The 24909-nt window shown below is 46.8% G+C and carries 21 protein-coding genes; all 21 read right to left on the bottom strand.

Annotated elements, in window-relative coordinates:
* Positions 1-64: 64 nt before the first annotated feature.
* Positions 65-493 (bottom strand): regulatory iron-sulfur-containing complex subunit RicA, encoded by a 429-nt coding sequence (ricA, locus tag BpJC4_RS00855; RefSeq protein WP_151679207.1) that lies wholly within the window; start codon positions 491-493, stop codon positions 65-67.
* A complete protein-coding gene (gene miaB, locus BpJC4_RS00850; protein ID WP_151679206.1) occupies positions 493-2040 on the bottom strand; it encodes a tRNA (N6-isopentenyl adenosine(37)-C2)-methylthiotransferase MiaB in 1548 nt (515 codons plus the stop codon). The genes ricA and miaB overlap by 1 nt, the downstream gene beginning before the upstream one ends.
* A 125-nt stretch (positions 2041-2165) precedes the next feature.
* Positions 2166-3416, bottom strand: coding sequence for a peptidase U32 family protein (locus BpJC4_RS00845; protein WP_151679205.1), 1251 nt, complete (start codon positions 3414-3416; stop codon positions 2166-2168).
* A gap of 12 nt (positions 3417-3428) precedes the next feature.
* Positions 3429-4337 (bottom strand): peptidase U32 family protein, encoded by a 909-nt coding sequence (locus BpJC4_RS00840; protein ID WP_253724274.1) that lies wholly within the window; start codon positions 4335-4337, stop codon positions 3429-3431.
* A gap of 306 nt (positions 4338-4643) precedes the next feature.
* The gene (spoVS, locus tag BpJC4_RS00835; protein WP_013859169.1) at positions 4644-4904 is read right to left on the bottom strand and encodes a stage V sporulation protein SpoVS; all 261 of its coding nucleotides are present in this window, start codon (positions 4902-4904) and stop codon (positions 4644-4646) included.
* A 386-nt stretch (positions 4905-5290) separates the two neighbouring features.
* Positions 5291-6091 (bottom strand): TIGR00282 family metallophosphoesterase, encoded by an 801-nt coding sequence (locus BpJC4_RS00830; protein ID WP_151679203.1) that lies wholly within the window; start codon positions 6089-6091, stop codon positions 5291-5293.
* A 189-nt stretch (positions 6092-6280) separates the two neighbouring features.
* Positions 6281-7843, bottom strand: a complete 1563-nt coding sequence (gene rny / locus BpJC4_RS00825) for a ribonuclease Y (RefSeq protein WP_151679202.1) — start codon at positions 7841-7843, stop codon at positions 6281-6283.
* Positions 7844-8304: 461 nt separating this feature from the next.
* Complete coding sequence (recA, locus tag BpJC4_RS00820; protein ID WP_151679201.1) at positions 8305-9351, bottom strand: recombinase RecA; 1047 nt, start codon at positions 9349-9351, stop codon at positions 8305-8307.
* A 280-nt stretch (positions 9352-9631) separates the two neighbouring features.
* Complete coding sequence (locus BpJC4_RS00815; protein WP_151679200.1) at positions 9632-10870, bottom strand: competence/damage-inducible protein A; 1239 nt, start codon at positions 10868-10870, stop codon at positions 9632-9634.
* Positions 10871-11054: 184 nt separating this feature from the next.
* Positions 11055-11633 (bottom strand): CDP-diacylglycerol--glycerol-3-phosphate 3-phosphatidyltransferase, encoded by a 579-nt coding sequence (gene pgsA, locus BpJC4_RS00810; protein ID WP_151679199.1) that lies wholly within the window; start codon positions 11631-11633, stop codon positions 11055-11057.
* A gap of 64 nt (positions 11634-11697) precedes the next feature.
* Entirely contained in the window at positions 11698-12606 is a 909-nt protein-coding gene (locus tag BpJC4_RS00805; RefSeq protein WP_151697421.1) for a helix-turn-helix domain-containing protein, read from the bottom strand.
* A 16-nt stretch (positions 12607-12622) separates the two neighbouring features.
* Positions 12623-13414, bottom strand: a complete 792-nt coding sequence (locus BpJC4_RS00800; protein ID WP_151697420.1) for a DUF3388 domain-containing protein — start codon at positions 13412-13414, stop codon at positions 12623-12625.
* Between the two features lie 217 nt (positions 13415-13631).
* Positions 13632-13892, bottom strand: a complete 261-nt coding sequence (locus BpJC4_RS00795; protein WP_151679196.1) for a DUF3243 domain-containing protein — start codon at positions 13890-13892, stop codon at positions 13632-13634.
* 84 nt (positions 13893-13976) lie between these two features.
* Entirely contained in the window at positions 13977-14699 is a 723-nt protein-coding gene (ymfI, locus tag BpJC4_RS00790; protein WP_151697419.1) for an elongation factor P 5-aminopentanone reductase, read from the bottom strand.
* Between the two features lie 48 nt (positions 14700-14747).
* Positions 14748-16034 carry an EF-P 5-aminopentanol modification-associated protein YfmH gene (gene yfmH, locus BpJC4_RS00785; protein WP_151679194.1) on the bottom strand — a complete coding sequence of 429 codons (1287 nt, stop codon included), beginning with the start codon at positions 16032-16034 and terminating at the stop codon, positions 14748-14750.
* On the bottom strand, positions 16034-17308 hold the full coding sequence (yfmF, locus tag BpJC4_RS00780; RefSeq protein ID WP_151679193.1) for an EF-P 5-aminopentanol modification-associated protein YfmF: 1275 nt from the start codon (positions 17306-17308) through the stop codon (positions 16034-16036). Before yfmF ends, yfmH begins: the two co-directional genes overlap by 1 nt.
* A gap of 197 nt (positions 17309-17505) precedes the next feature.
* Positions 17506-18465 (bottom strand): ABC transporter permease, encoded by a 960-nt coding sequence (locus tag BpJC4_RS00775; RefSeq protein WP_151697418.1) that lies wholly within the window; start codon positions 18463-18465, stop codon positions 17506-17508.
* Positions 18466-19509 (bottom strand): ABC transporter permease, encoded by a 1044-nt coding sequence (locus tag BpJC4_RS00770; protein ID WP_151679191.1) that lies wholly within the window; start codon positions 19507-19509, stop codon positions 18466-18468.
* Complete coding sequence (locus tag BpJC4_RS00765; protein ID WP_151679190.1) at positions 19502-21037, bottom strand: ABC transporter ATP-binding protein; 1536 nt, start codon at positions 21035-21037, stop codon at positions 19502-19504. The genes BpJC4_RS00770 and BpJC4_RS00765 overlap by 8 nt, the downstream gene beginning before the upstream one ends.
* Before the next feature lie 175 nt (positions 21038-21212).
* A complete protein-coding gene (locus tag BpJC4_RS00760; protein WP_151679189.1) occupies positions 21213-22277 on the bottom strand; it encodes a BMP family lipoprotein in 1065 nt (354 codons plus the stop codon).
* A 184-nt stretch (positions 22278-22461) separates the two neighbouring features.
* Positions 22462-24822 carry a DNA translocase FtsK gene (locus BpJC4_RS00755; RefSeq protein ID WP_151679188.1) on the bottom strand — a complete coding sequence of 787 codons (2361 nt, stop codon included), beginning with the start codon at positions 24820-24822 and terminating at the stop codon, positions 22462-22464.
* Positions 24823-24909 lie beyond the last annotated feature (87 nt).

Genomic DNA, 24909 nt, shown 5'->3' with positions numbered 1-24909 from the left:
CCGGTTCTCCAAGAGGCTGCGTTAAAAAAAGCGGTGAGCACCGAAAAAGGCGCGCACCGCTTTTTTAGTGGATTTTGCCGGAAGAATATTTCACCTGTGAACCGGTCTGCCCTTTTAAAAGGTCTCCTCCCGTAGAGATAATGATTTCGTCCGTCACCGTATTGGAAATCGTATTCGCAACCAACTGGAGAAGATCATTCACATCCACCTGGGATTGCTTAAATTCCTGGACAACCGGGATATCGTTCAACTTTTCTTCCAGCGTATCAATTTTTTCTTCCACCTGTTTTAATGCTTCTGTTTTTCCATAATGCTGCAAGTTTACGGCCTGCTTTTGCAGGGCTTTGATACTGGCAATTAAATTGCGGACTTTCTCATTTTCATTGATTTGCGCCTCCGCACGTTTAAAATAGTCCACTTCGTCCGTTTCCGCAATCATTTTCGCGAGTTCCGCCGCTTTTGCAACAATATCATTTTTCGTAAACTTCGCCATCACGCTTCCACTCCGACCGCATCGGCGGCACCGACCATTTCCCCGTCCAGCGACCAAGTTTTGGCTTTTGTAATTTTGACCTTTACCAATTTTCCAATCGCCGATTTTGGCCCCTTGAAGTTGACCAGTTTATTTTTGCGGGTATAGCCGGCCAAAATATCCGGATTGTTTTTACTTTCGCCCTCAACCAGCACTTCAACGGTCTGGCCTTCGTATTTTTCCATTGCGGCTTTAGAGTATGCGTTCACCACTTCGTTCAGGCGCTGCAGCCGTTCTTTTTTGACTTCCACCGGGATGTTGTCTTTCATTTTTGCTGCCGGCGTGCCTTCACGCGGGGAATAAATAAAAGTATAGGCCGTTTCAAACCCGACTTCTTTATAAAGCGACAATGTTTCTTCAAACTGCTCTTCCGTTTCATTCGGGAAGCCGACAATAATATCGGTTGATAATGAAACGTCAGGAATCGCAGCTTTGATTTTGCGGACAAGTTCCAAATATTGCTCCCTTGTATATTTGCGGCCCATAATTTTCAAAATTTCGCTTGAACCTGATTGGACCGGGAGATGGATATGTTCCATCAAATTTCCTTTTTTCGCCAAGACTTCGATGAGGCGGTCGTCAAAGTCGCGCGGATGGCTTGTCGTAAAGCGGATGCGCGGAATATCGATTTTCCGGAGATCGTCCATCAAATCGCCGAGCCCGTATTCGATGTCTTCAAAATCTTTCCCGTACGCATTCACGTTTTGGCCGAGCAAAGTGATCTCTTTATAGCCTTGCGCCGCCAGTTCCCGCACTTCCTGAATAATGTCTTCCGGGCGCCTTGAACGTTCTTTGCCTCGCGTATACGGCACGATGCAGTACGTGCAGAATTTATCGCAACCGTACATGATATTGACCCATGCTTTGATATTGCCCTTGCGCACTTTCGGCAGGTTTTCGATGACATCCCCTTCTTTGGACCACACTTCCACAACCATTGCTTTCGACATATACGCTTCTTTTAAAATTTGCGGCAAGCGATGAATGTTATGGGTACCGAAAATCATATCGACATGCGGGTGCTTCTGTAAAATTTTATTGACAACGGACTCTTCCTGTGACATGCAGCCGCATACACCGATCAGCATATCGGGTTTTTCCGTTTTCAAATGTTTCAAGTGCCCGATTTCGCCGAATACTTTATTTTCGGCATTTTCACGGATTGCGCATGTGTTCAAAAGGATCACATCAGCATCTTCAACCATATCAGTCGGTTTATAACCGAGCTGCATAAAAATGCCGGCCATGACTTCCGTATCATGCTCGTTCATTTGGCAGCCATACGTCCGGATATAAAACTTTAACCCTTCCCCCATGCCTTTCAAGTCTTCGTCGATTTGAAAATCTTTATAATATTGGACTGCTGCCCTGCTTCGTTTTCTCGCTTCTTTTAAATTTGGCGGGATATAGACAGATTGGAAATATTTACTGTAGTCCTTTTCGGATTTTTTGTCCGCAGGCTCCACTGATTTCACTCGCTGCTGCTCTAAGCGCTGTTTCTCGTTCATGGTAATCTCCTTTCTTTTTTACACTTGCCGATTGTTCGGCCAATGTAAAAGCCGGTTGCCCGGCAAATCATGCAATGCTTATACGTACTAGTATAAATGGTTTTTTCTTCTAACACAACAAGCCATTATCCACGGGCTGTACTCATCGGCGTTTTGCGCGTCCGCATTAAATAGTAAGGCTGAACAGGATGGTCGACGATTGTTTTTACAATCATCATTGCATTCGGGGCGCGCTCGATGCGGTTTCCGTCTTCATCCCACATCTCACGGATCGTTTGTTTGAAATGGACAAATTTCGGCCCGTAAAACTCAACTTCTTCCCCCACGCCAAAATTGTTGCGCTGCTGGAGCGTGGCTATTTTGGTTTCCGGGTCATAATCAAGCACCTGCGCCGTAAATGTATATTTCGGAATTTTGCGCGGGCGGCCGAACAACTGCTGATTTTCATCCGGCTCCCCGAAATAAAAACCTGTCGCCAGCTCCCGTTGTGCCACTTTCCAAATTTCTTCTTCCCACGCCGGGTCAAATTCAAATTGTTCCGGATCTTCGCAGTACGTATCGACTATCGCGCGGTAAACGTTGGTTACGGTCGAGACGTAGTGGATCGACTTCATTCTCCCTTCAATTTTAAAACTATTAACGCCTGCTTCAATCAATTCCGGGACGTGGTGGATCATCGTCAAGTCCACTGCGCTCATTGAAAACGGCTCGCCGTCAGCGGTTAATTCATTTGCCCCCGCCCCACCGATATTTTCAAATAATTCATATTTCCACCGGCACGATTGGGCACAGCCGCCGCGGTTTGCATCGCGGTTCGCCATATGGTTCGACAGCACACAGCGCCCTGAATACGAGATGCACATTGCCCCCTGCACAAACGCTTCGATTTCCATATCGGTATGTTTACGGATTTCGCGGATTTCTTCGAGGCTGACTTCGCGTGCAAGTACCACCCGTTCCAAACCTTCCTGTTTCCAAAATTCCAGCGTTTTGTAATTTGTTGCGGAAGCCTGCGTCGACAAATGAACGGCGAGGCCCGGTGCTTCTTCCATGCATATCGTAATAAAGCCCGGATCGGATACGATAGCGGCGTCAATTCCGATTTTCTTCAGCGTACGGAAAAATTCCCCTGCACCTTTAAAGTTGCCTTCATGGCCGACCATATTTGCGGCCACATACACTTTCGACCCGTGCGCATGTGCGAATTCAACTCCTTCTTTCATTTCATCATAAGTAAAATTACCTGCCCTTGAACGCAAACCGTAAGCCTGTCCACCGATATAAACAGCATCTGCACCATAGCGGATCGCCATTTTGAGTTTTTCCAAGTTCCCGGCCGGCGCCAGAACTTCCGGTTTATTGATAATTTTCCTCATGTTGTCTCCTCCTTACTGTACTTCATCCGGCTTTCTTAAGAAAAACCCGGTGCCAAGTTTCCGTGTTTTCGGTTGCAGATCCGAAAGTTCTGCTGAAAATCGGGCCGCATCAAACATGCCGGAAAGCAGCGCTTCTTTTGCCCGGACATAAAGTGCGGCTATATCTACAAATTGCTGCCCGCAGGTTAATATCCCGTCAAGCTTCCACGTATCAAGACCCGCGTTATGCAGTTCAGGCAAATAGGCGATCAGCGCAATATCCTCTGCTGAAAAAATATGGGTCCCGTTTTCATCCTGATAGATCGGATACTGGTATTCCGGGTCTTTCATTTCCCGGATGTTTAGGCCTGCTTCCCGGGACGTTGCGGCATAGAGATGCGTAAATTGATAGTAATTCGTCAGCAGTCTCCGTTTCGAGTGATGGATGCATGTCGGCCCGTACACCTGCACTTCCACTGGTTTATCCAGTTGCGACTGGATTTCTTTTAATTCAATAAACGTACATTCTCTTGCCGCAACTGCGCCTATTGCCCCGCGCTCCAACCAAAACCTGATTTGGTTTGCAGATGTGACGAGTGTCTGCGCATCATAAATATACGGGAGGTTAAGCTCTAACTCCTTTAACAGCATAATGACGCCCGGATCTCCGGCAATGATAGCGTCCACGCACGCATTTTCAAGAAATGCCAAGTATTTTGGGAGCTCTTCAATGTGATCATTATGCATCAGCCCGTTTACGGCTGCAACTACTTTTCTATTGTATTCATGCGCAAGTTCTGCGATCTTACGGATATCTTCATTCATTAATGCTCCGGGCATGCGCAGCCCGAAACGGTTTCCCCCGATGTAGAGGGTATCAATCCCCGCATTGATCAGCGCTTCAGCCTGTTCGACTGATTCAGCGGTCGCAATGATATTAATCAACTTTATCCCTCCGTTTTAGCGCCCGTTTTCCAGGCTGTCCTCTATGTACATAAAAATAGCGCAAAAAACATAGCGCCGCAATTATACTTTACCATGTTTCCAGTATGATTTTGGTGACAAGTTATGACATTTTCCGCAATCTTGCCGGGCCGCCGAAAATACTGCAATATCGTTTGCATTACTTTGGCTGTGAAAAGGAACGAAAGGCCCGCTTTTGCTTCCCCCGCTTCCTGACCGTTTATCCCGCAGAATCATAAAAAAATCGCTGCCTGCAGCTGCAAACAGCGTACTCTTCCATCTATATCAGCGGGGTTCAACGATTAGTTTAATTGCAGTTCTTTCTTCCCCTTCAATCTGAATGTCCGTGAAAGCAGGTATGCAGATTAAATCCACGCCGCTCGGAGCCACAAATCCTCTTGCGATCGCGACCGCTTTCACGGCCTGATTGATGGCGCCTGCCCCGATTGCCTGGATTTCCGCTCCCCCTCTTTCACGAAGAACACCGGCAAGAGCACCAGCTACAGAATTAGGATTAGATTTTGCTGAAACTTTTAATATTTCCATTCCTTCTCCTCCTTGTTTACTTCCGTTAACCGAATGTCCGTTCAGAGTGACAATTCATGCCCAAACGCAAAGTTTTTCTGCTTGCCCGATGGCCATTTCAGTTGAAATGCACTCGCTGTAAACGGGGTGCTGCGCTAAAAGTGCAGCAGAACCGTCCCCGTCATGTTAGGTTGCTGATTTTCCTATGGATCCGTGCGGGCAAATGAACGTCTCTTGCTCAAGTTCTTCCCGGGGGAGATGCCGCCCGCACAGCAGGGAAAATCATTCCACTGCTACTATATTCCCCGTCTACGGGAGTTATGCAAGTAAATACAAGTACACCGTGGTTTTTCAAATGGAAGATTACGCAAATTCCACGCCTAAATAGATGTTGCAAAAAAACCCGCTTATTCTGAAATAAATGGGTGGTCTTCATTGATTAAAATATTTTTGATAGAAACTGCTTTACCGGTTTTTTTATCGAGTTCAATGACACAAGCGCTCAATATTTTTCTTCCAGATTTCGCTACTTCAAAACGGACCGGCAGCGAAGTCAGAAATTTCTTTAGCACTGCATCTTTATCCATGCCGAGGATCGCGTCATAAGGCCCCGTCATGCCGACATCCGTCATATAAGCCGTGCCGTTCGGCAATATTCTGGCATCTGCCGTTTGGACATGCGTATGCGTACCGACAACAGCGGAAACTTTTCCGTCCAAATGCCAGCCCATTGCCTGCTTTTCGCTAGTCGTCTCAGCATGGAAATCAACAAAAATGAAATGGGTCCTTTTTCTAACCATCGAAACGAGTTCTTCCGCTTTCCGGAACGGGTCATCAATCGCATTCATAAACGTTCTTCCCTGCAAATTCAAAATGGCAAATTCGGCCCCTTCCGCTTTGACAAACACCAAGCCTTTACCTGGTGTCCCGTCCGGAAAATTCGCCGGGCGCACCATCCATTTGGCATCCTCGATAAATTCAAAAATTTCTTTATTGTCCCAGGCATGATTGCCGAGCGTAACGGCATCCGCCCCGGCTTCCAGCAGCCCACGGTAAATTTTTTGGGTGATTCCCCGCCCTCCGGCTGCATTTTCACCGTTTACAATGGTCAGCTGCGGCTTGTATTTCGCTTTTAATTTTTGCAAATACTCATTGACCATATCGCGTCCCGGAGACCCGACAACATCCCCTATAAATAAAATCTTCATGTATATCCCTTTCTTTGCTGTGTAAGTGGATTTCATCTTTTAGATGTTAAGCATGTCCGATGATCAGGAAATCCGGCTGGCCCCGGTGATTTCGCTCAGCCCTCGTTTTCCGCAGGAGCCCCGTAATTTGTGATCATCAATGGTAAATAATTACAGATTTAAAAAAATAAGCGGTGAGCACGTCACCGCTTATTTTGCATATTCAACAGCCCGCGTTTCCCGAATGACCGTTACCTTAATATGGCCGGGATAATCCAGCTCATTTTCGATTTTTTTGCGGATATCACGCGCAAGACGATGGGCTTCCAAGTCGTCGATCTGTTCCGGTTTCACCATGATCCGGACTTCTCTCCCCGCCTGGATGGCAAAAGATTTTTCAACGCCTTCATACGACTCGGCAATTTCCTCCAGCTTTTCGAGGCGCCGGATGTAATGTTCGAGCGTTTCACTGCGCGCCCCCGGCCGTGCCGCCGACAACGCATCGGCCGCTGCAACGAGCACGGCAATGACCGACGTTGGTTCTGTATCGCCGTGGTGGGAAGCAATACTATTGATGACAACCGGGTGTTCTTTATATTTGGTTGCCAATTCCACGCCGATTTCTACATGACTCCCTTCCACTTCATGATCGACTGCTTTGCCGATATCATGGAGCAGACCGGCACGGCGGGCAAGCATTTCGTCTTCTCCGAGTTCGGCTGCCAGCAAACCGGAAAGGAACGCCACCTCAATCGAGTGTTTCAGGACGTTTTGCCCGTAGCTGGTACGGAATTTCAACCGGCCCAGTATTTTGATTAAATCAGGATGAAGACCGTGGACACCGACTTCAAAAGTGGTTTGTTCACCAACTTCGCGTATATGTTCATCCACCTCGCGCCTTGCTTTTTCAACCATTTCTTCAATGCGGGCCGGATGGATGCGGCCGTCTTGAACCAGTTTTTCCAGTGCAATGCGTGCCGTTTCCCGGCGCACCGGATCGAATCCCGAAAGAATAACCGCTTCCGGCGTATCATCGATAATCAGGTCAATACCTGTCAATGTTTCCAACGTCCGGATATTGCGCCCTTCCCTTCCAATAATGCGCCCCTTCATTTCATCGTTCGGCAGATTGACAACCGATACCGTCGTTTCGGCAACATGCTCGGCTGCGCATCTTTGGATTGCCAATGAAAGGATATTTTTTGCCTTTTTGTCGGCTTCTTCCTTCGCCCGCGTTTCAGCTTCTTTTACCATTAAGGCCAAATCATGCGAAAGCTCCTTCTCCAGTTTTTCGATGATGATGGCTTTTGCCTGCTCGCGGTTCAGGCCCGAGATTCTTTCCAGTTCAGACTCCTGCTTTTTAACCATCTCCTCCAATTTGCTTTCCATCTCTTCAATATGTTGTTGTCTCAGGTTTAAAGAATCCTCTTTCTTTTCCAGCATCGATTCGCGCTTGTCCAGCGATTCATCTTTGCGGTCGAGGTTCTCTTCCTTTTGCAATAAGCGATTTTCCTGTCTTTGCAATTCATTTCTTCGTTCGCGCAGTTCCCGTTCCACATCTGTACGAAGTTTATGATTTTCATCCTTCGCTTCAAGCAGGGCTTCTTTTTTCAGACGGTCGGCTTCACGTTTTGCGTCACCCACAATTTGATCGGCCGTATTTTTAGCCGCTGCGATCTTTGCTTCGTAAATCGATCTTCGGATGAAATAGCCAACAACGACACCGACGATAAGGACAAGCAAAAGGGAGATGATCCATATGAGAGACTCCATCAATCTCACCTCCTCTTGCTATGAACTTTTTCTACGCTAAAAGATGTCGGCTTTACGTTAATCCATAAGGTTTACAGTATACAACGCTCAGCTTAAAAAGTAAAACGTCCATCCCGGAGAAAATCCCCACACCGATGTATATGCATTAAAACCAAATCATGAGTTTCCTCCCTGTGCGGTTTAAATGCCGCACGGCGGAATGATTCTTCCAGCCGTTCGCAAAAAGGCAATCCGGTAAGATATCCGAACCCCTTTCCGGAATCTGTCCGGAAACGGAGTAAGCTTTTCGCGCAGGAGAAAGTCATTTTTAGAAAATAAAATATACACATTAATTTTAAAGGTGGGAATATTTATTGTCAAGTGGAGCACATGGAATAAATTAGTAAATTTTTCTAAGTGGGCTACAGCCGCAAAAAAAGCGCCGGAATGCGTTCTGCATTTTAGGCGCTCTTTTTTGCGTATTATTCCAAATGGAATTCTTCCTGTTCTTCCGTATTTTCTTCGGCGGCCGGCTGGCTGTTTTCCGCCAGGCCGTAGTGCTCGCGGATTTTCATGGCAATCTCGTTGCGCAGATCCGGATTCTCTTTTAAAAAGAGTTTTGCATTTTCGCGGCCCTGGCCCAGCCTTTCATCATTATACGAGTACCAAGCGCCGCTTTTTTGGATAATATCGAGTTCGCTGCCCATATCAATGATTTCGCCTTCTTTTGATATGCCTTCCCCGTACATAATATCCACTTCGGCTGTTTTAAACGGCGGCGCAACTTTGTTTTTAACAACTTTAATTTTCGTTTTGTTCCCGACAATGTCGTTGCCCTGCTTGATTTGCTCGGCGCGGCGCACTTCAAGGCGCACGGACGAGTAAAATTTCAGCGCGCGGCCGCCCGGCGTTGTTTCCGGGTTTCCGAACATTACGCCTACTTTTTCGCGGATTTGGTTGATGAAGATAGCGATGGTGTTGGATTTATTGATGACGCCTGATAATTTGCGCAAAGCCTGGGACATGAGGCGCGCCTGGAGGCCTACATGGGAGTCCCCCATTTCCCCTTCAATTTCCGCTTTTGGCACGAGTGCAGCAACCGAGTCAATCACAATAATGTCGACAGCACCGCTGCGGACGAGCGCTTCGGCAATTTCCAACGCCTGTTCGCCCGTATCCGGCTGGGACAGGAGTAGTTCATCAATATTGACGCCGAGCTTTTGGGCATAAACCGGATCAAGCGCGTGTTCCGCATCGATAAAAGCGGCTTGTCCGCCCCTTGCCTGAACTTCCGCAATCGCATGGAGGGCAACAGTTGTTTTACCCGAACTTTCAGGCCCGTAAATTTCGATCACGCGGCCGCGCGGATAACCACCGACGCCCAGTGCAATATCAAGCGCAAGAGAACCGCTCGGGATCGTGAATACGGCCCTGTCCGTCTGTTCGCCCAATCTCATGATGGAACCTTTTCCGAATTGTTTTTCTATTTGTTTCAGAGCCTGGTCTAAGGCTTGTTGACGATCATTCACAAAATTTCCTCCTTTTTATTCATCACGGACTCTCGCAAGCAATGAACCTATACATATACTATACCCGTTTTTTATCCGTTTGCCAAGAAAAATATCGAACGTCCATTCGTGATTTTTTTGCTCCAAAACTTTAAAAAAAATCATTTTTCCCCTGCGGAAAATCGAATTTTTCAAAGAAAAAGCCGCCAAAAATTAAAATTTTGCCGACATGGCTAAAAAAGCCTCTTCCGTGAAAAACCCGGTTGCCTTGCGGAAGAGGCCTTTATGGGCAAACCCGATATTATTTGCCCAGCATCTGCAAAAGATAGTAACAGCCGTATTTCACCGTCCTGCGGCGGACATTGTTGCGGGAGCCGGCAAGTTCCAAAAGATGGGCCCCGGTTTCTTTTCCCTTGACCGTAATGCCGATCCAAACCGTGCCAGGGGGATGGCCTTCAAGCGAATCCGGGCCGGCTACACCGGTAAAACTGATTCCGATATCCGCGCTCAGCAGCCTGCGGACATTTTCCGCCAGCTCTATCGCACATTCTTTGCTTACGGCGCCGTATTGGTCGAGCGTTTCCTTCTTCACATTTGCCAGTTTCATTTTCGCTTCATTTGAATAAACAACAATGCCGCCTTTCAACATTGTGCTCACTCCCTGAATGGCGGCCATTTCCGATTCAAACATGCCGGCTGTGAGGCTTTCCGCGCATGCGAGCGTCAGCTGTTTTTCGGACAGTTTTTTCAACAGTGCCTCCATTAGTGTCGTTTCATTGTAGCCGTAAAAATATTGCCCGACAATTTGCAGGATTTCTTTCTCTTTTTCATCGATCATTTTGTTCGCGATTTCGGCTGATTCGTGTTTTGCCGTAATCCTGAGCGTCACTTCCCCTTCCGATGCGAGCGGCGCGACCGTCGGGTTCGATTGGCTGTCAATGATGTGCTGTACCTCTGTTTCCAGCTGCGATTCTCCGATCCCGAAAAAACGAAGCACACGTGACTCGATTCTTTCAATCGTTTCAAGTTCTTCCTGGATCGCCGGGCTGCCGTAATTGATAAACATCGGCTCCATTTCATGCGGCGGCCCCGGCAGAAGCATATAATAATGGTTTCCTTGTTTGGCGAACATCCCGGGCGCCATCCCGTGGTCATTCGGAAGCACTTTTGACCCTTCAATAACCAACGCCTGTTTTTTGTTGTTTTCGGTCATGTTCCGTTTTGTGCGGGCAAAGAATTGCTTAATGGAACGCATCGCAACTTCATCCGTCACGAGCTTTTTCCCGATATGGAAAGCGATCGTTTCTTTCGTCAAATCATCCTTTGTCGGCCCCAGCCCGCCGGTAAAAATGAGCAAATCGGCGCGTGCCTCGGCGGTTTTAATTGCCTCTTCAAGCCGCCCCGGATTATCGCCGACAACCGTCTGGTAGTAGACATCCACCCCGATTTCTGCCAAATGCTCCGCAATAAACTTCGCGTTCGTGTTGACGATCTGGCCAAGCAGCAGCTCTGAACCGACCGCAATAATCTCAGCATTCATTCCAATTCCTCCCTTTGATAAGCAGCAGAAAGATTATGTAGTCCTGTCGCCTCGGAACTTTGTGGCTGTTAAATGTCATAAGCGTGCAGCCAACTGGCAGGAACCGCGCAAAAAAAGGTGCTCTTTTCCTTTATCCAAAAATATATGCAAAAAAACAGTGAAAGGCGGACTTTCACTGAATTGTTCATTTTGAGTGGGCGAATACTTTCCGGTTTAAATAAAAATAATCAATGCCGGACCAGATTGTAAAGACAAGCGCCACCCACAAAGCAACGAGATCCATGCGGAAGGACAACGCCGCAAACGGGAAATTATGCAGAAGCAATAAAAGGATGGCAATAATCTGCGTCCATGTTTTAATTTTGCCAAGCATATTGGCTGCCACAACTTCACCGCCCTCGGCCAGAATCAGCCTTAAGCCTGTCACGGCAAATTCGCGGGCGATGATAATAATCACAATCCATGCCGGCGCAAGCTGTAGGCCGACAAGCAAAATAAACGCCGTGGAAACAAGCAGTTTATCGGCAAGCGGATCGAGAAACTTGCCAAAATTCGTGACAAGATTCATTTTGCGCGCATAATGTCCGTCAATCCAATCCGTCATCGAAGCAACCGCAAAAATCACCGCACCGACAAAATGGGTGACAGGGATTTTGGTATCCAGCCATTCGAGTGTGCCCCAATGGAAAGGCACCGCCATCACCATTAAAAAAATAGGAATTAAACATACGCGAGAAACAGTAATTTTATTCGGCAAATTCACTGAACTTTTCCTCCAACTGATCTATATATATATTTTCCGCAGAGAAAGCCCCCATTATATAAGCTTATTCCGTTTGTGTTGCATGAAACTGGATCACAATAACCTGGCGTACTTCTTTGGAAGCAGGAATATCGTATTTTAATTTTTTGCCGTTAATGTAGACTTCCGTGTTCACGGTATTTCCGATCGTAATCGTTACTTGTTTTTGTTTCGTGAGGTCGGCATTCTGGCTGTCGCCGTCATTCAATAATTTTTGGAAATTGGTTGAGCCGTCGCTGTTTTTCACCTGTATCCACGACTGCCCGCCTTTGGCTTTTAACTCGAGCTTAAATTGACCGGTACCGCTCAGCTTGTAAGTCGATGTATAGCCGCTTGATGAAATAGCTTTCAATTTCTGCCCCGTTTGCTGGTTTGCATTTTTTTTCGTTTCCGTAGAAATTGTTTTCGTACTTTTTGCCGTATTTTTTGTGCCTGTGGTGTTTTCGGATGTTGCCTTGTCAGAAGATTTCACATCACCTTGCTGCACGCTCACATTGCCCGAATTGCCGCTGCTTAATTTTTCCTTGCTGTTGTTTCCAGCAAAACTGGAAACAATAAACCACAGCAAAAACAAAATCCCGATAATCACAACGACTACAATGATCCTCGGCAGCACGTTCATCAATTTTACCGTATCCGGAGCCGCCGTTTTTCTCGTCTGTACACGGGTAATCTGCTCCGGAAATTCTTCATGTTCGATGCTCGGAATTTCGTTTTTAAACTCCTCAAATAGCTCTTCCGGCTGAAGCCCGACTGCCTCGGCATACTGCTTAATAAATGCCCGGACGTAAAATTTTCCAGGCATTGAATCATATTTTCCTTCTTCGATATTTTTTAAATACCTTTTTTGGATTTTGGTCATCTCCTGCAGATCATCCAGGCTGATGCCCTTTTCTTTTCTTACTTCCTTTAAACGATTCCCTAATTCCGTCATGGTAACACCTGCCAATCTAGTAATCAAATCCGCCAAATCCGCTTTGAAACATCCGGTTATTTTGCAGCATGTCGTATGTAATCTCCTGTGACGGATCTTCTCTCAGCTCAATAATATAGTCGAAATCGTCCAATGAGTATTCCGAGTGCTGCACAAAAATATCAGGGTGTTCCACCACTTTTACAGCCGACAGGCGCATAATTTCGCGAATGAGCTGCCAGTGCTGTTCGTTTGCCCTTTCGGCGGATACGATCCCATCCATAATAAATATATTATTGACGTTGTATTCATCATCGATCAGGCTGCTTCTGACTGTCTGCTTGATCATCGTGGAGGAAAGAAAAATCCATTTTTTATTAGCGCACACGCTTGCCGCCACAATTGACTCGGTTTTTCCGACGCGGGGCATGCCGCGGATTCCGATCAGTTTATGGCCTTCTTGTTTAAAATGCTCAGCCATAAAATCAACAAGGATACCGAGATCATCACGCACAAACCGGAATGTTTTCCTGTCGTCGTGGTCCCGCTGAATATACCTGCCATGGCGCACTGCAAGCCTGTCCCGAAGTTTGGATTCCCTGATTTTCGTTACTTTTATCGTTTCCACTGTTTGCAAGATCGATTCGAGGCGGCCGACCTGTTCCTCATTTTTTACAAGAAGAAGCAGGCCGCGCTTTCTATCGTCAACGCCATTAATGCTTTTGATGTTAATCGCCAACATACCCAAGAGAGAAGATATATCGCCAAGAAGCCCCGGGCGGTTGATTTTAATTTCATATTCCAAATACCATTCTTTCCTGTCCTCCACCTGGACCCCTCCCGCAACCGGATACTCACTAACTATATCTAGGTTATATGATATATGATTTTATATCAATAAGAAAGTGATAGCTCCAAAAATCACAAAAAAACATGAATTTTGTCGAGGTGCGTGCAAATCCTGCAAAAAAAACCGGCGGCATCTAAACAATTTACGGCTTTGGAGAAAAGCCGTAAATTGTTTTGATATGGCACCGGCACCTTTTTTATGATTGGGATTCGTCATTTTGGACGAGTTTGACCATGACATTGGCAATCGCTTGTTGCTCTTCCTGTGATGCTACCGACCAGAGATCGGCCAGGACACGTTCTTGCTCATTTTTCGGCTCCACTTGCGCAGCAAGGTAATCCCCGACCTGTTCCGCAAGCTTGCCGATCGTTTCTTGGGACATGCCTTGCTGCTGTGCCTGGTGAAGGCGGTCCCCCAAAAAGTTCTTCCATTGGTCCCAGTTTTCTAATACACTCATTGCGCATCCTCCTTTCAAATGGTTCAGCATTAGTTTGCGACCTGGCGCGGAGGCTATGCATGGAAATATCAGCCGCCCGAATTTTTATATATACCAGCCCCCGTTTACAGCAATCGTTTGCCCTGTAATGTAGGCAGCTTTATCGGAGAGAAGGAAGGAGATCGTTTGGGCGATTTCTGCCGGTTTGGCGAGGCGGCCGAGAGGAATTTCTTCCTCTACGCCGGCAATTTCTTCTTCCGAAAATAGCCTGAGCATATTCGTATCGACTGCGCCGGGTGCAACAGCATTGACGCGCACGCCGCTTCTTGCCGTTTCTTTGGCCAGCGCTTTGGCAAAAGCAATTTGCGCACCTTTCATTGCAGAATAGACGGATTCACACGCAGCCCCCGTCTGCCCCCATATCGAACTGACAAGGATGATGTGCGAAGTTTCATTCTGCATCAGTTTCGGAAGCAGCAATTTTGACAAAAGCAGCGGCGATTTCACGTGAATACGATATTGTTCATCAATTGCGTTTTCTTCCATATCCGTTAATAAACCGTATTGGGACGTGCCGCTCGCATATACAATCGCATCGAGGTGGAAAATATTATCCACTATCGTTTGCACGCCGCCGTCTACAGCAAGATCGGCGCGGATCGGAATCGCTTCAACACCCCGCGCGGCGCAAATGTCCAACAGTTCTTTTACCGCTTCCTGATTTTGATGGTAATGCAAATAAAGATTCCAGCCTTCTTCTGCAAGCATTTTTGCAACCGCTTTTCCAATTCCTCCGCTTGCGCCGGTAATTAAAGCAAATTTCTTCATTCTTTATTTTCCCCCATTGAAAAACCCGGGCATTCCCCGGGTTTGTAGTTATTTCGGCAATACTTGGCAAACCGTAAACCGGTCTTCGCCAAAAAATTGTTCCGCCGTTTTCCGCAAATCGTTGAATTGGATTTGCTCAAGAACAGGAACAACATCAAATAAATTCATGCCGTTAAAAGCATATCTTGTAAATTGGTTTGCAATAAATTCAGGTGAGTTCAACTGTCGCAGAAACGCCCCGATTTTTTTCTTTTTCGTCCTTTCAAGCCCTTCTTCCGTCAGGACTTTTCCTTCTTTTGCCGCAAACATCACATCATGCAGCCGTTCCGCCAAAAGATCGGGATTTTCCGTATCTCCGCCGGCCATTGCAAATCCAAACCCCTGTTCCTGGGAATAATCAAAAGAAAAACTCGTGTCGATCAGGCCGTCGTTGTACAACCCGCTGTACGCTTCCGAACTGCGGCCAAACAGCATATCGAGCATTAAATTTACTGTAAGTTCGTTTTTTAGCATCTCAGTGCCGCTTTGGCTGGTGTGGAGCGCCTTCATCCCTACAAGGCATTTCGGGATTTGCACATTCATATGCATTTTCTGCTCTTTTTTGGCTGCTTCAATCGGCTCTTCCGGAAAACGCCTTTTAATTTCAGGCACTTTTTCATATTTTTTCTTCTCCTGGTTTTTTTTGAGAAAAGAAATCACTTCTTCAGGAGAAACATTTCCGACCGCTAACAGCAGCATATTGCTCGGGTGGTAGAATGTGCGGTAGCATTCATATAACTGTTCGGCCGTAATTTTTGCAATGGATTCGACCGTCCCCGCGATATCGATTTTCACCGGATGGTTTTTGTACAAATTTTCAATCACTCCGTAATAAAGCCGCCAATCCGGATTATCGTTGTACATCATAATTTCCTGCCCGATAATCCCTTTTTCTTTTTCAACCATCTGCTCTGTAAAATACGGGGTTTGCACCATATCAACTAAAGTTTCCAGATTTTTCATAACTTGATCGGTACTGGAAAATAAATAAGCGGTACGGTTAAAACTCGTGAATGCATTGGCTGAAGCACCCTGCCTGCTGAACTGCTGGAATACATCGCCATCTTCCTTTTCAAACATTTTATGCTCGAGAAAATGGGCAATCCCGTCCGGCACCCGCACAAACTCGTTTTTCCCCAACGGGACGAATTCGTTGTCAACAGAACCGTATTTTGTCGTAAACGTAACAAACGTTTTATTGAAACCCTGCTTAGGCAGGATATATACTTTCAAACCGTTGTCGAGCGTTTCAAAATAGAGTGTTTCATCGAGCTGGCTAAAACGTTGTGTATCCATTATTTCCCCTCCGATCCGGATAAGAAGTAAATTGTATCCAATTCGATCTTCGCCGCCACTTTTACAATTTCCCCTTTTTCAACCGCTTCAATTTCCCGGATCCAGTCATCTACGCCGATCTGTTTTTTGGCAATGACATTATGATACAAAATTTCAACGAGCCCGCGGGATGTATCTGTCGCCTCAAGCAGCTGATTACGGATGACGGCTTTAGTCTGTTCCATTTCCTGTACGCTGAAATCGCCGTTTTTCATTGCTTCCATTTGCTTTTCAATAATGGAAACCGCCTTTTCATAATTGACGGATTCAATCCCGCTCATGACCATCATTAACCCTTTATGGCTCTCGATCTGGCTGGACACATAATAACAAAGGCTAGCTTTTTCGCGGACGTTTAAGAAAAGCTTGGAATGGGAAAAACCGCCGAATATGCCGTTAAACATTTGCATCGCGAAATAATCCCTGTTGCCAAACACAATATTGGTGCGGTAGCCGATGTTCAGTTTCCCTTGGCGGATGTCCTGGGATTCTTTTATTTTCCGGACTTCAGCTACTTTTCTCAGCGTCCTTGCCGCAGCGGTTGTGGCTTCGCGGTCCGGGAAGATGAGCGCTTCGCAAAAAGCGGCTAGGCGGCCTTCATCGACATCGCCTGTTACAAATAAATCCATTTCATCTTCCTGTATCGCTCGTTGGTAATAAGCAAACAGCGACTCAGGCGTAATGGCGTCCACTTCATCAATAATGCCGTTAGCCTGCAGGGCAAACGGTTCGCCCTTGCACATTTCTTCAATGAGCCGCATGTTCGCATACCGCATTTTATCATCATAAACTGCCTGCAGCCTCTGTTTCAGCACCCGTTTCTCCTTTTCCACCACGGCCTGGTCAAACTGGCCGCCGTCCGCATTCGGATTCAGCAGCACTTCCGCCAGAAACTGGATGCCCTTTTGCAACAGCGGTTCAGCATTGTGCAGAAATTTTTCATTTGCGATTTCAACTGTGAAAGAGATAATATGATATTCGCCTTTTTTCGCTGTATCGACATAAAAACTCGCACCGTACAATTCGTCGAGATATGTTCTTAGCTTTGCTGTCGTATCATACCGCTTTGTGCTGCTCTGCAGGACATTCAGAAGCAGGGCGCGCAATGTTACCGTGTCCTTATCAAGCGGCGCTTTCATTTTCCATACAAGCGTATTCGTTTTGTATTTGTCCGTTTTAATCGTATGTAATGTGTACCCTTTCATTTTTCGAATCGTCTCTTTTGCAATGGCCATATTGATCCTCCTTCAGCAGGCAGCCTGTATTTAATCCGTGATAAAAGTATGCCCTTTTGCCAGCCATCTCTTACCCGCAAGTGGCATTAATTTTACTATACAGGTACCGTGCCCGTCCCGGCAAGCTTTTTCGCGTATAAAAAATCGGCAACCGTTACGGCAAAACTTTTGCCGCAACGGTTGCCGGTTTTGAAGCACTAACGCTCCCCCTTGATATACGGGACGCCGTCCGCTTTCGGAGCTTCGGCACGCCCGATAAATCCGGCCAACGCCAGGATTGTAAGCACATAAGGGGCAATAAGCAGGAAAACACTTGGTATTTCTTTCAAGTAAGGAATATTGGAACCGATAATGCTGAGACTCTGCGCAAAGCCGAAAAACAAAGCTGCACCCATCGCGCCAAGCGGATTCCATTTTCCAAAAATCATAGCAGCGAGCGCCATATAGCCCTGTCCGGAGATCGTGGATGAACTAAAATTTAATGTGATCGACTGCGCATATACCGCGCCGCCGATCCCGCCGAATACACCGGATAAAAAGACGGCCAGATAACGCATTTTGGTGACATTAATCCCCATCGTATCGGCGGCCATTGGATGTTCCCCGACTGAACGGAGGCGCAGGCCGAACGGCGTTTTGTAAATAATAAACCATACCGCAAAGGCGACGAGAATAGCGATATACGAAGGATAGGTGACACCTTGGAAAAACAGCTTGCCGATCAGCGGAATATGGTTCAGACCAGGAATGTCGACCTGGCGGAAATATTCTCGGATCGTATCCGTCTGACCCTTTCCGTATATTTTTTTAATCAGAAACATCGCCAGTCCGAGCGCCAAAAAATTAATGGCAACGCCGCTGACAGTCTGATCCGCACGAAAAGAAATGGATGCTACGGCATGGATAAGCGCGAATAAACCGCCGATGGCCATCGCAGCAAGCAACGCAAGCCACGGCGTCCATGCCCCGAATGTTTTTGCAAACGTCAAGTTAAACACAATCGAGGTAAAGGCCCCCATAATCATTAAACCTTCCAAACCGATATTCACAACGCCGGAGCGTTCGGAAAAAACGCCCCCTAAAGCGGTGAAAATAAGTGGTGCCGCAGAGAGTAAAGATGCTGATATGATAATTTCCAATGCTGTTAAAAAATCCACTTATTTCGCCTCCTTTTTCAGCCGGGTCAGTATCCATTTGATCATATAGCCGGATGCAACAAAGAGAATGATCAGGGCAATGACAATATTAACGAGTTCATTCGGTACGCCTGCATCAATCGGCATATTCAGCGACCCCACCTTCAATGCGCCGAATAAAACGGCCGCAATCAAAACACCGAGTGCCGTATTTCCGCCGAGCAGCGCCACGGCAATTCCGTCAAAACCAATTCCTGAAAAAGATGATTGCAAAAAGGCAAAACCGTAATTGCCAAGCCCCTCCATTGCGCCTCCCAGACCGGCGAATGCTCCGGATATGACCATTGACAGGATGATGCTACGGCCGACATTCATACCGGCATATTCGGACGCGTTTGGGTTAAACCCGACAGATTTTAATTCAAAGCCAAGCGCTGTTTTCTCGATGATAAACCACATTACAACTACTGCCAGCAAAGCCAAATAGATGCCGTTATGTAGAGTGGAATAATCCGTGATTTTCTGGAAAAACGGTGATGCCAATGATGCCGAATGATGGATATGCGGCGTTGTATCCTGCTGTTTTGACAGCACATTCCGGATTAAATAATTGGAACTATACAGCGCAATATAGTTCATCATAATCGTAACGATGACTTCATGGACCCTGAGCCGCGCTTTTAAAAGCCCCGGGATGAAGCCCCATAAGGCGCCTGCGGCTGCAGCGGCAAGGATGGCAAGGGGCAGATGGATCGCTTTTGGCAGATCGAAAGCAATGCCTACCCAGACGGCGGCAATCCACCCTACAATCAGCTGGCCCTCGGCCCCGATATTAAACAGCCCGGTGCGGAAAGCAAACGCAATCGCCAAACCAGCAAAAATATACGGGGTTGCAAGCCTCAATGTTTCCCCGATGTAAAAGACCTGGCCGAAAGCGCCGTTCCAAAGCGCAATATAACCGTTCACAGGGTTATAGCCGCTGACAAGCATAATGAGAGCCCCGGCAAGAAGGCCGAGTATTACAGAAATAACAGGTATAAGAAGGTTCAGGGTTCGGTTAGACATTGGATTGTTCACCTACTTTTTCTTTTCTGTGCCCCGCCATCAGGAGCCCCAACTCCTGTTCTGTCGTTTTCTTCGGATCCACAATATCGATAAAGGCACCTTCATATATCACTGCAATCCGGTCACTAAGGTTCATGATTTCATCCAGTTCAAACGACACAAGCAATACGGCTTTTCCATGGTCCCTCTGCTCGACCAGCCGTTTATGAATAAACTCGATCGCCCCGACATCCAGCCCGCGAGTCGGCTGGGCCGCAATCAAAAGATCCGGGTCACGGTCAATTTCACGTCCGATGATAGCTTTCTGCTGGTTCCCGCCTGAAAGGGCCCGGACTTTTGTATATTCACTCGGTGTCCGTACATCAAATTCAGAAATAATGGACTTCGCTTTTTTGTAAATTTCTTTATAATTTAAAATCCCTTTATTTGATACCGGCATTTTGTAATACGTTTGCAGCACCATGTTTTCCCCGATTGTAAAGTCGAGGACAAGCCCGTATTTATGCCTGTCTTCAGGAATGTGGCCGACGCCGGCTTCTGTTACTTTCCGTGGCCGTAAATTTGTAATATCCTTGCCGTTCAGCCGGATCACGCCGCTTTCCGCTTTCTTCAGGCCTGTGATTGCTTCAATGAGCTCCGATTGCCCGTTTCCGTCGACACCCGCAATGCCGACAATTTCACCGGCTCTTACCTGCAGGTTTAAACCTTTTACAGCTTCAACGCCGCGCGAATCTTTCACATGCAAATTTTCAATCTCTAACACAGCTTGTTTCGGATGGCCTTCTGTTTTCTCTGTCGTAAAAATAACATCACGTCCGACCATTAAATGCGCCAGCTCCTGGGGATTCGTATCTTTTACATTTAATGTGGCAATTCCTTTCCCTTTGCGGATCACCGTGACGCGGTCGCATACTTCCATGATCTCTTTCAATTTATGGGTAATTAAAATAATGGATTTCCCTTCTTTGATCAACGTCTTCATGATCCCGATCAATTCACGGATTTCCTGCGGCGTCAACACGGCCGTCGGTTCATCAAAGATAATAATATCGGCGCCTCGGTACAGCGTTTTTAAAATTTCTACGCGTTGCTGCATGCCGACGGATATATCGGATATTTTTGCACGGGGATCCACTTTCAGCCCGTAACGGTCTGAAATTTCCCGCACTTGCTGTTCTGCTTTTTTGATGTCAATTACGCCTTTTTTTCTCGGTTCTTTACCGAGGATAATATTTTCGGTAACCGAAAACTTGTCAATGAGCATAAAATGCTGGTGCACCATCCCGATCCCAAGGTCATTGGCCACATTCGGGTCAGTGATTTCCACTTTTTTTCCGTTCACACGAATTTCGCCTTTTTCAGGCTGGTAAAGACCGAAAAGCACATTCATTAATGTCGACTTCCCGGCACCGTTTTCTCCAAGCAGTGCATGGATTTCTCCCTTTTTCAACTGGAGGGTGATGTCATCGTTCGCAACAATTCCGGGGAACTCTTTGCGAATATGAAGCATTTCTATTACGTAATCCACCCTTTATCACTCCTTATTTGGGTTGTACAAAGAATGGCAGCAAGGTTGCTGCGGCAAGGTAATTGTTGCGGGGGAATCAATCCTTGATATGCAGATAAAATGTGATTATTTTTAATTTTACTAAAATTTTTAATACAGGACCGGTTATTAAACCGGTCCCGTGGGCTTAGCAAAATTATTTTAATTTGGATGGAATGGTAACATCCCCATTAATGATTTTTTGTGTCCATTTTTTTACTGCGGCTTTCATTTCAGGCGTCAAATTGTCCTGTGTCGGCGCAATACCAACACCATCTTCTTTCAAACCGTAGACAATTGTTTTTCCGCCAGGGAATTTACCGTTTTTCGCCTTTGTCGATAAATCGATCACGGCTTTATCTACTCGTTTTACCATCGAGGTCAACGTTACATTGTAATCTTTGCCTTTCACTGTAACCTGGCCTTCGTCAGCCTGGTCACGGTCAACGCCGATGACCCAGACATTTTTGCTCGGATCGTCCTGCTTAATGTTTTTTGCTTCTGTGAATACGCCTTTGCCACTTCCGCCGGCTGCATGGTAAATGACATCGACGCCGGATTTATACATCGCGGAAGCAATCGATTGCCCTTTGCTGGCATCATCAAAAGAACCGACATACTGGATTTGCACGTCCGCTTTTGGATTGGCGGCTTTTACGCCGGCTTTGAAGCCCGCTGCAAACTTATTGATCAAGTCGCTGTCAGTACCGCCGATAAATCCGATCTTATTGGATTTTGTCGCCATGCCGGCCACAACCCCGACAAGGAAAGAGCCTTCTTCCTCTTTAAATGTAATGCTTGCAACATTTTTCTTGCCGGTGATAACACTGTCGATAATCGCAAAATTTGTATTTTTGCGCTGATCGGCAATTTTTTCAATCGCAGGCTGGAGTTTATAGCCAACCCCGTAAACAAGGTCAAAACCGTTACGGACCGCTGTGTTTAAGTTCGTCGTGTAATCCGCATCCGATTTGGATTGCAGATAGTCGTAACCGTTTTTCCCTTGCGTCATGTTGTTATCCTTGCCGAATTGCTGAAGGCCTTCCCATGCAGACTGGTTAAAAGAACGGTCGTCAATGCCGCCCGTGTCTGTTACCAGGGCAACGGTGAACTTGTCCTTATTTCCGCTGCCTGAATTGCCGCTGTTCGAACCGCACGCAGCGAGAAGCGTCCCTACTGCCAGTACGATAGCGAGAGCTAAACCAAATTTGCGCGTTTTCACTTGAGTCCCCCCTGGGATAATTTTTTGCGGATAACTGCGTAAGCTTTTCTTCCCGTTATCCTACTTAACGAAATTAATATATCATTTTTTATTGGTGAAATAAACATAAATTTGTTTTTTTGTCGAAAAAAGTCACGCTGCCTTTTTATCATTCGGATAGCGTCCGGATAGGGAATAAAATGCATCACGAGCTTTGTTCTTCCGACGGTTTTGGGATTAAAACGGCACGTGGTTTGCTCCCTTCATACGGCCCGACTACACCTCTCGCTTCCATCGCATCGATCAGCCTTGCCGCCCTTGTATAGCCGATCCGGAAACGCCTTTGCAGCATAGAAACGGATGCGGTCTGCATTTCCGAGATTAAGAGGACGGCATCATCATACAGCTCATCTTCAAAATCATCCGGCTGATCCTGGTTCTCTTCCGGAATCATTTCTTCCTGGTACTGGGCTTTTTGTTGGGATATAACAAAATCAACGACCTCTTCAACTTCCTCGTCGGAAAGGAATGCGCCCTGCACGCGGATCGGCTTGGAAGCGCCCACCGGGAGGAAAAGCATATCGCCCCTTCCGAGCAGTTTTTCGGCACCGCCCATATCCAAAATCGTCCTCGAGTCAGTTGCTGATGAAACCGCAAAGGCAATCCTGGACGGAATATTGGCTTTGATGACGCCAGTAATGACGTCAACGGACGGCCGCTGGGTTGCAATAATGAGATGGATGCCGGCAGCCCGCGCCATTTGTGAAAGTCTTGTGATCGAGTCTTCGACATCGCCTGATGCCACCATCATCAAGTCGGCCAGTTCGTCAATAATCACGACGATATATGGCAGAAGCGGCTGCTTGTCCCCGGTTTCGATATTGATTTTTTTCATATGGTCGTTGTACCCTTCAATATTGCGCGTTCCTGTATGCGAAAACAGCTCATACCTGCGCTCCATTTCATTGACGACTTTCTTCAGCGCCTGGGAAGCCCGTTTCGGGTTCGTGACAACAGGCGCCAGCAAATGCGGGACGCCGTTGTATACATTCAGCTCCACCATCTTCGGGTCAATCATCATCAGCTTTACTTCATGCGGTTTGGCACGCATTAAAATGCTGGTAATAATGCCGTTGATGCACACGCTTTTCCCGCTTCCTGTAGCGCCCGCAACAAGCAGGTGGGGCATTTTGTTCAATTCGGCCAAAACCGCCTGTCCCGTGATGTCGCGCCCTAAAGCAATTTGAAGTTTTAATGCCGGATTGTTTTCTTTTCCTTCTAGCACTTCCCTTAACGACACGACGGCAACTTCCCTGTTCGGCACTTCGATCCCGATCGCCGATTTCCCAGGGATCGGCGCTTCCATGCGGATATCTTTTGCAGCAAGGGCCAAAGCGATATCGTCGCTCAGGCTGACAATTTTGCTTACTTTTACACCCACATCTGGATGCACTTCGTATTTTGTAACGGCAGGACCCAAATGTACCTGTGTGACACGCGCTTTTACCCCGAAGCTTTGGAACGTTCGCTCAAGTTTTGCCGCGTTTGCATGGATGGCTTTATACTCGCTGCTTTGGTCCGCAGCCCGCGGCCTTTTTAATAACGTAATAGGCGGCAATTGGTAGTCTTCATTTTCATATTCCGTAAACTTTATAGGAGGGGAATGATCCTCATCCGTTTCTTCAATAGGCGCTTCATGAACCTGCTGATCCGGCTGCCCGGTTTCCCCTTCATATTGTTCCGTAAAACTTGAAATAATCGGCGGGGGGGTTTCTTCAATGACCGCAGCCTGCTGCCCGTTTCCTCCCTCTTGTATTTTGGAAGGGACAGAACCGCTTTGTTGCGCCTGCTCTTTCTGCCGCTTTTTCTCTTTCTTTTTCCTTTTTCCATCCTTCCAATTTGAAAATTCCTCTTTAGATTGTGCCCATTGTTTCCTGAAAAATGCATAGAGATTTTCCAGCGATTTTTCCAATAACGGGCTGAGCGGTTTGCCGGTCAAGAACATGAAGGCAATCATTACAAGCACAACACAGAGGATTTTTGTCCCGAGTGCATCGAATAAAAAATGCGATGCCGCGTATAAAACCGCGCCCGTCATGCCGCCGCCAAGCCGGGTGCCGAAGAGATTGCCGTGCACATCCCTCCCGAGCACAATTTGCCACCAAACTTGTTCATCTTTATGCCATATGCCGAGCGTATTCATGATCACACTGTTTCCGGATAATTCATGCGCATTGGCTAAAGCTTCGATGAGCCGCACGTGAAAATAAAGGAGGGTGCCGGCAAATAATAGATAAAACCCGGTTATGCGGACGCAGAAAAATTTCGGCCACTCCCTTTTAATCATCAAATAACCGGAAAGAACCATCAGGCCGCAAACGGCAATCCAGTACAGCTGGCCGAAAAAAAAGCGGAACAACAGGATGAAAGTGGTCCCTGTTTTGCCGATGTCATACAGCGTAAAAATGCCCAGCACGAAGATAATGAGACCGATTAACTCAAACTTTAAATCTATTTTTATTTGTTCAGCCGCTTTTTTCCTTCTGCGCCTCTTCTTTTTTGCCATTTCATCACCTTCAACAAGTCAAACGAAATTTTTCCGTAAAAAAATACCCGGATACCTATGGTAAGAAAGCAGCCAATGGCGGCTGCT

This window comes from Weizmannia acidilactici (genome assembly GCF_008974185.1).
GTDB classification, from domain to species: domain Bacteria; phylum Bacillota; class Bacilli; order Bacillales; family Bacillaceae_C; genus Weizmannia; species Weizmannia acidilactici.
Note: the sequence above shows the minus strand (reverse complement) of the source record. Positions and strands in the feature narration are given on the sequence as shown.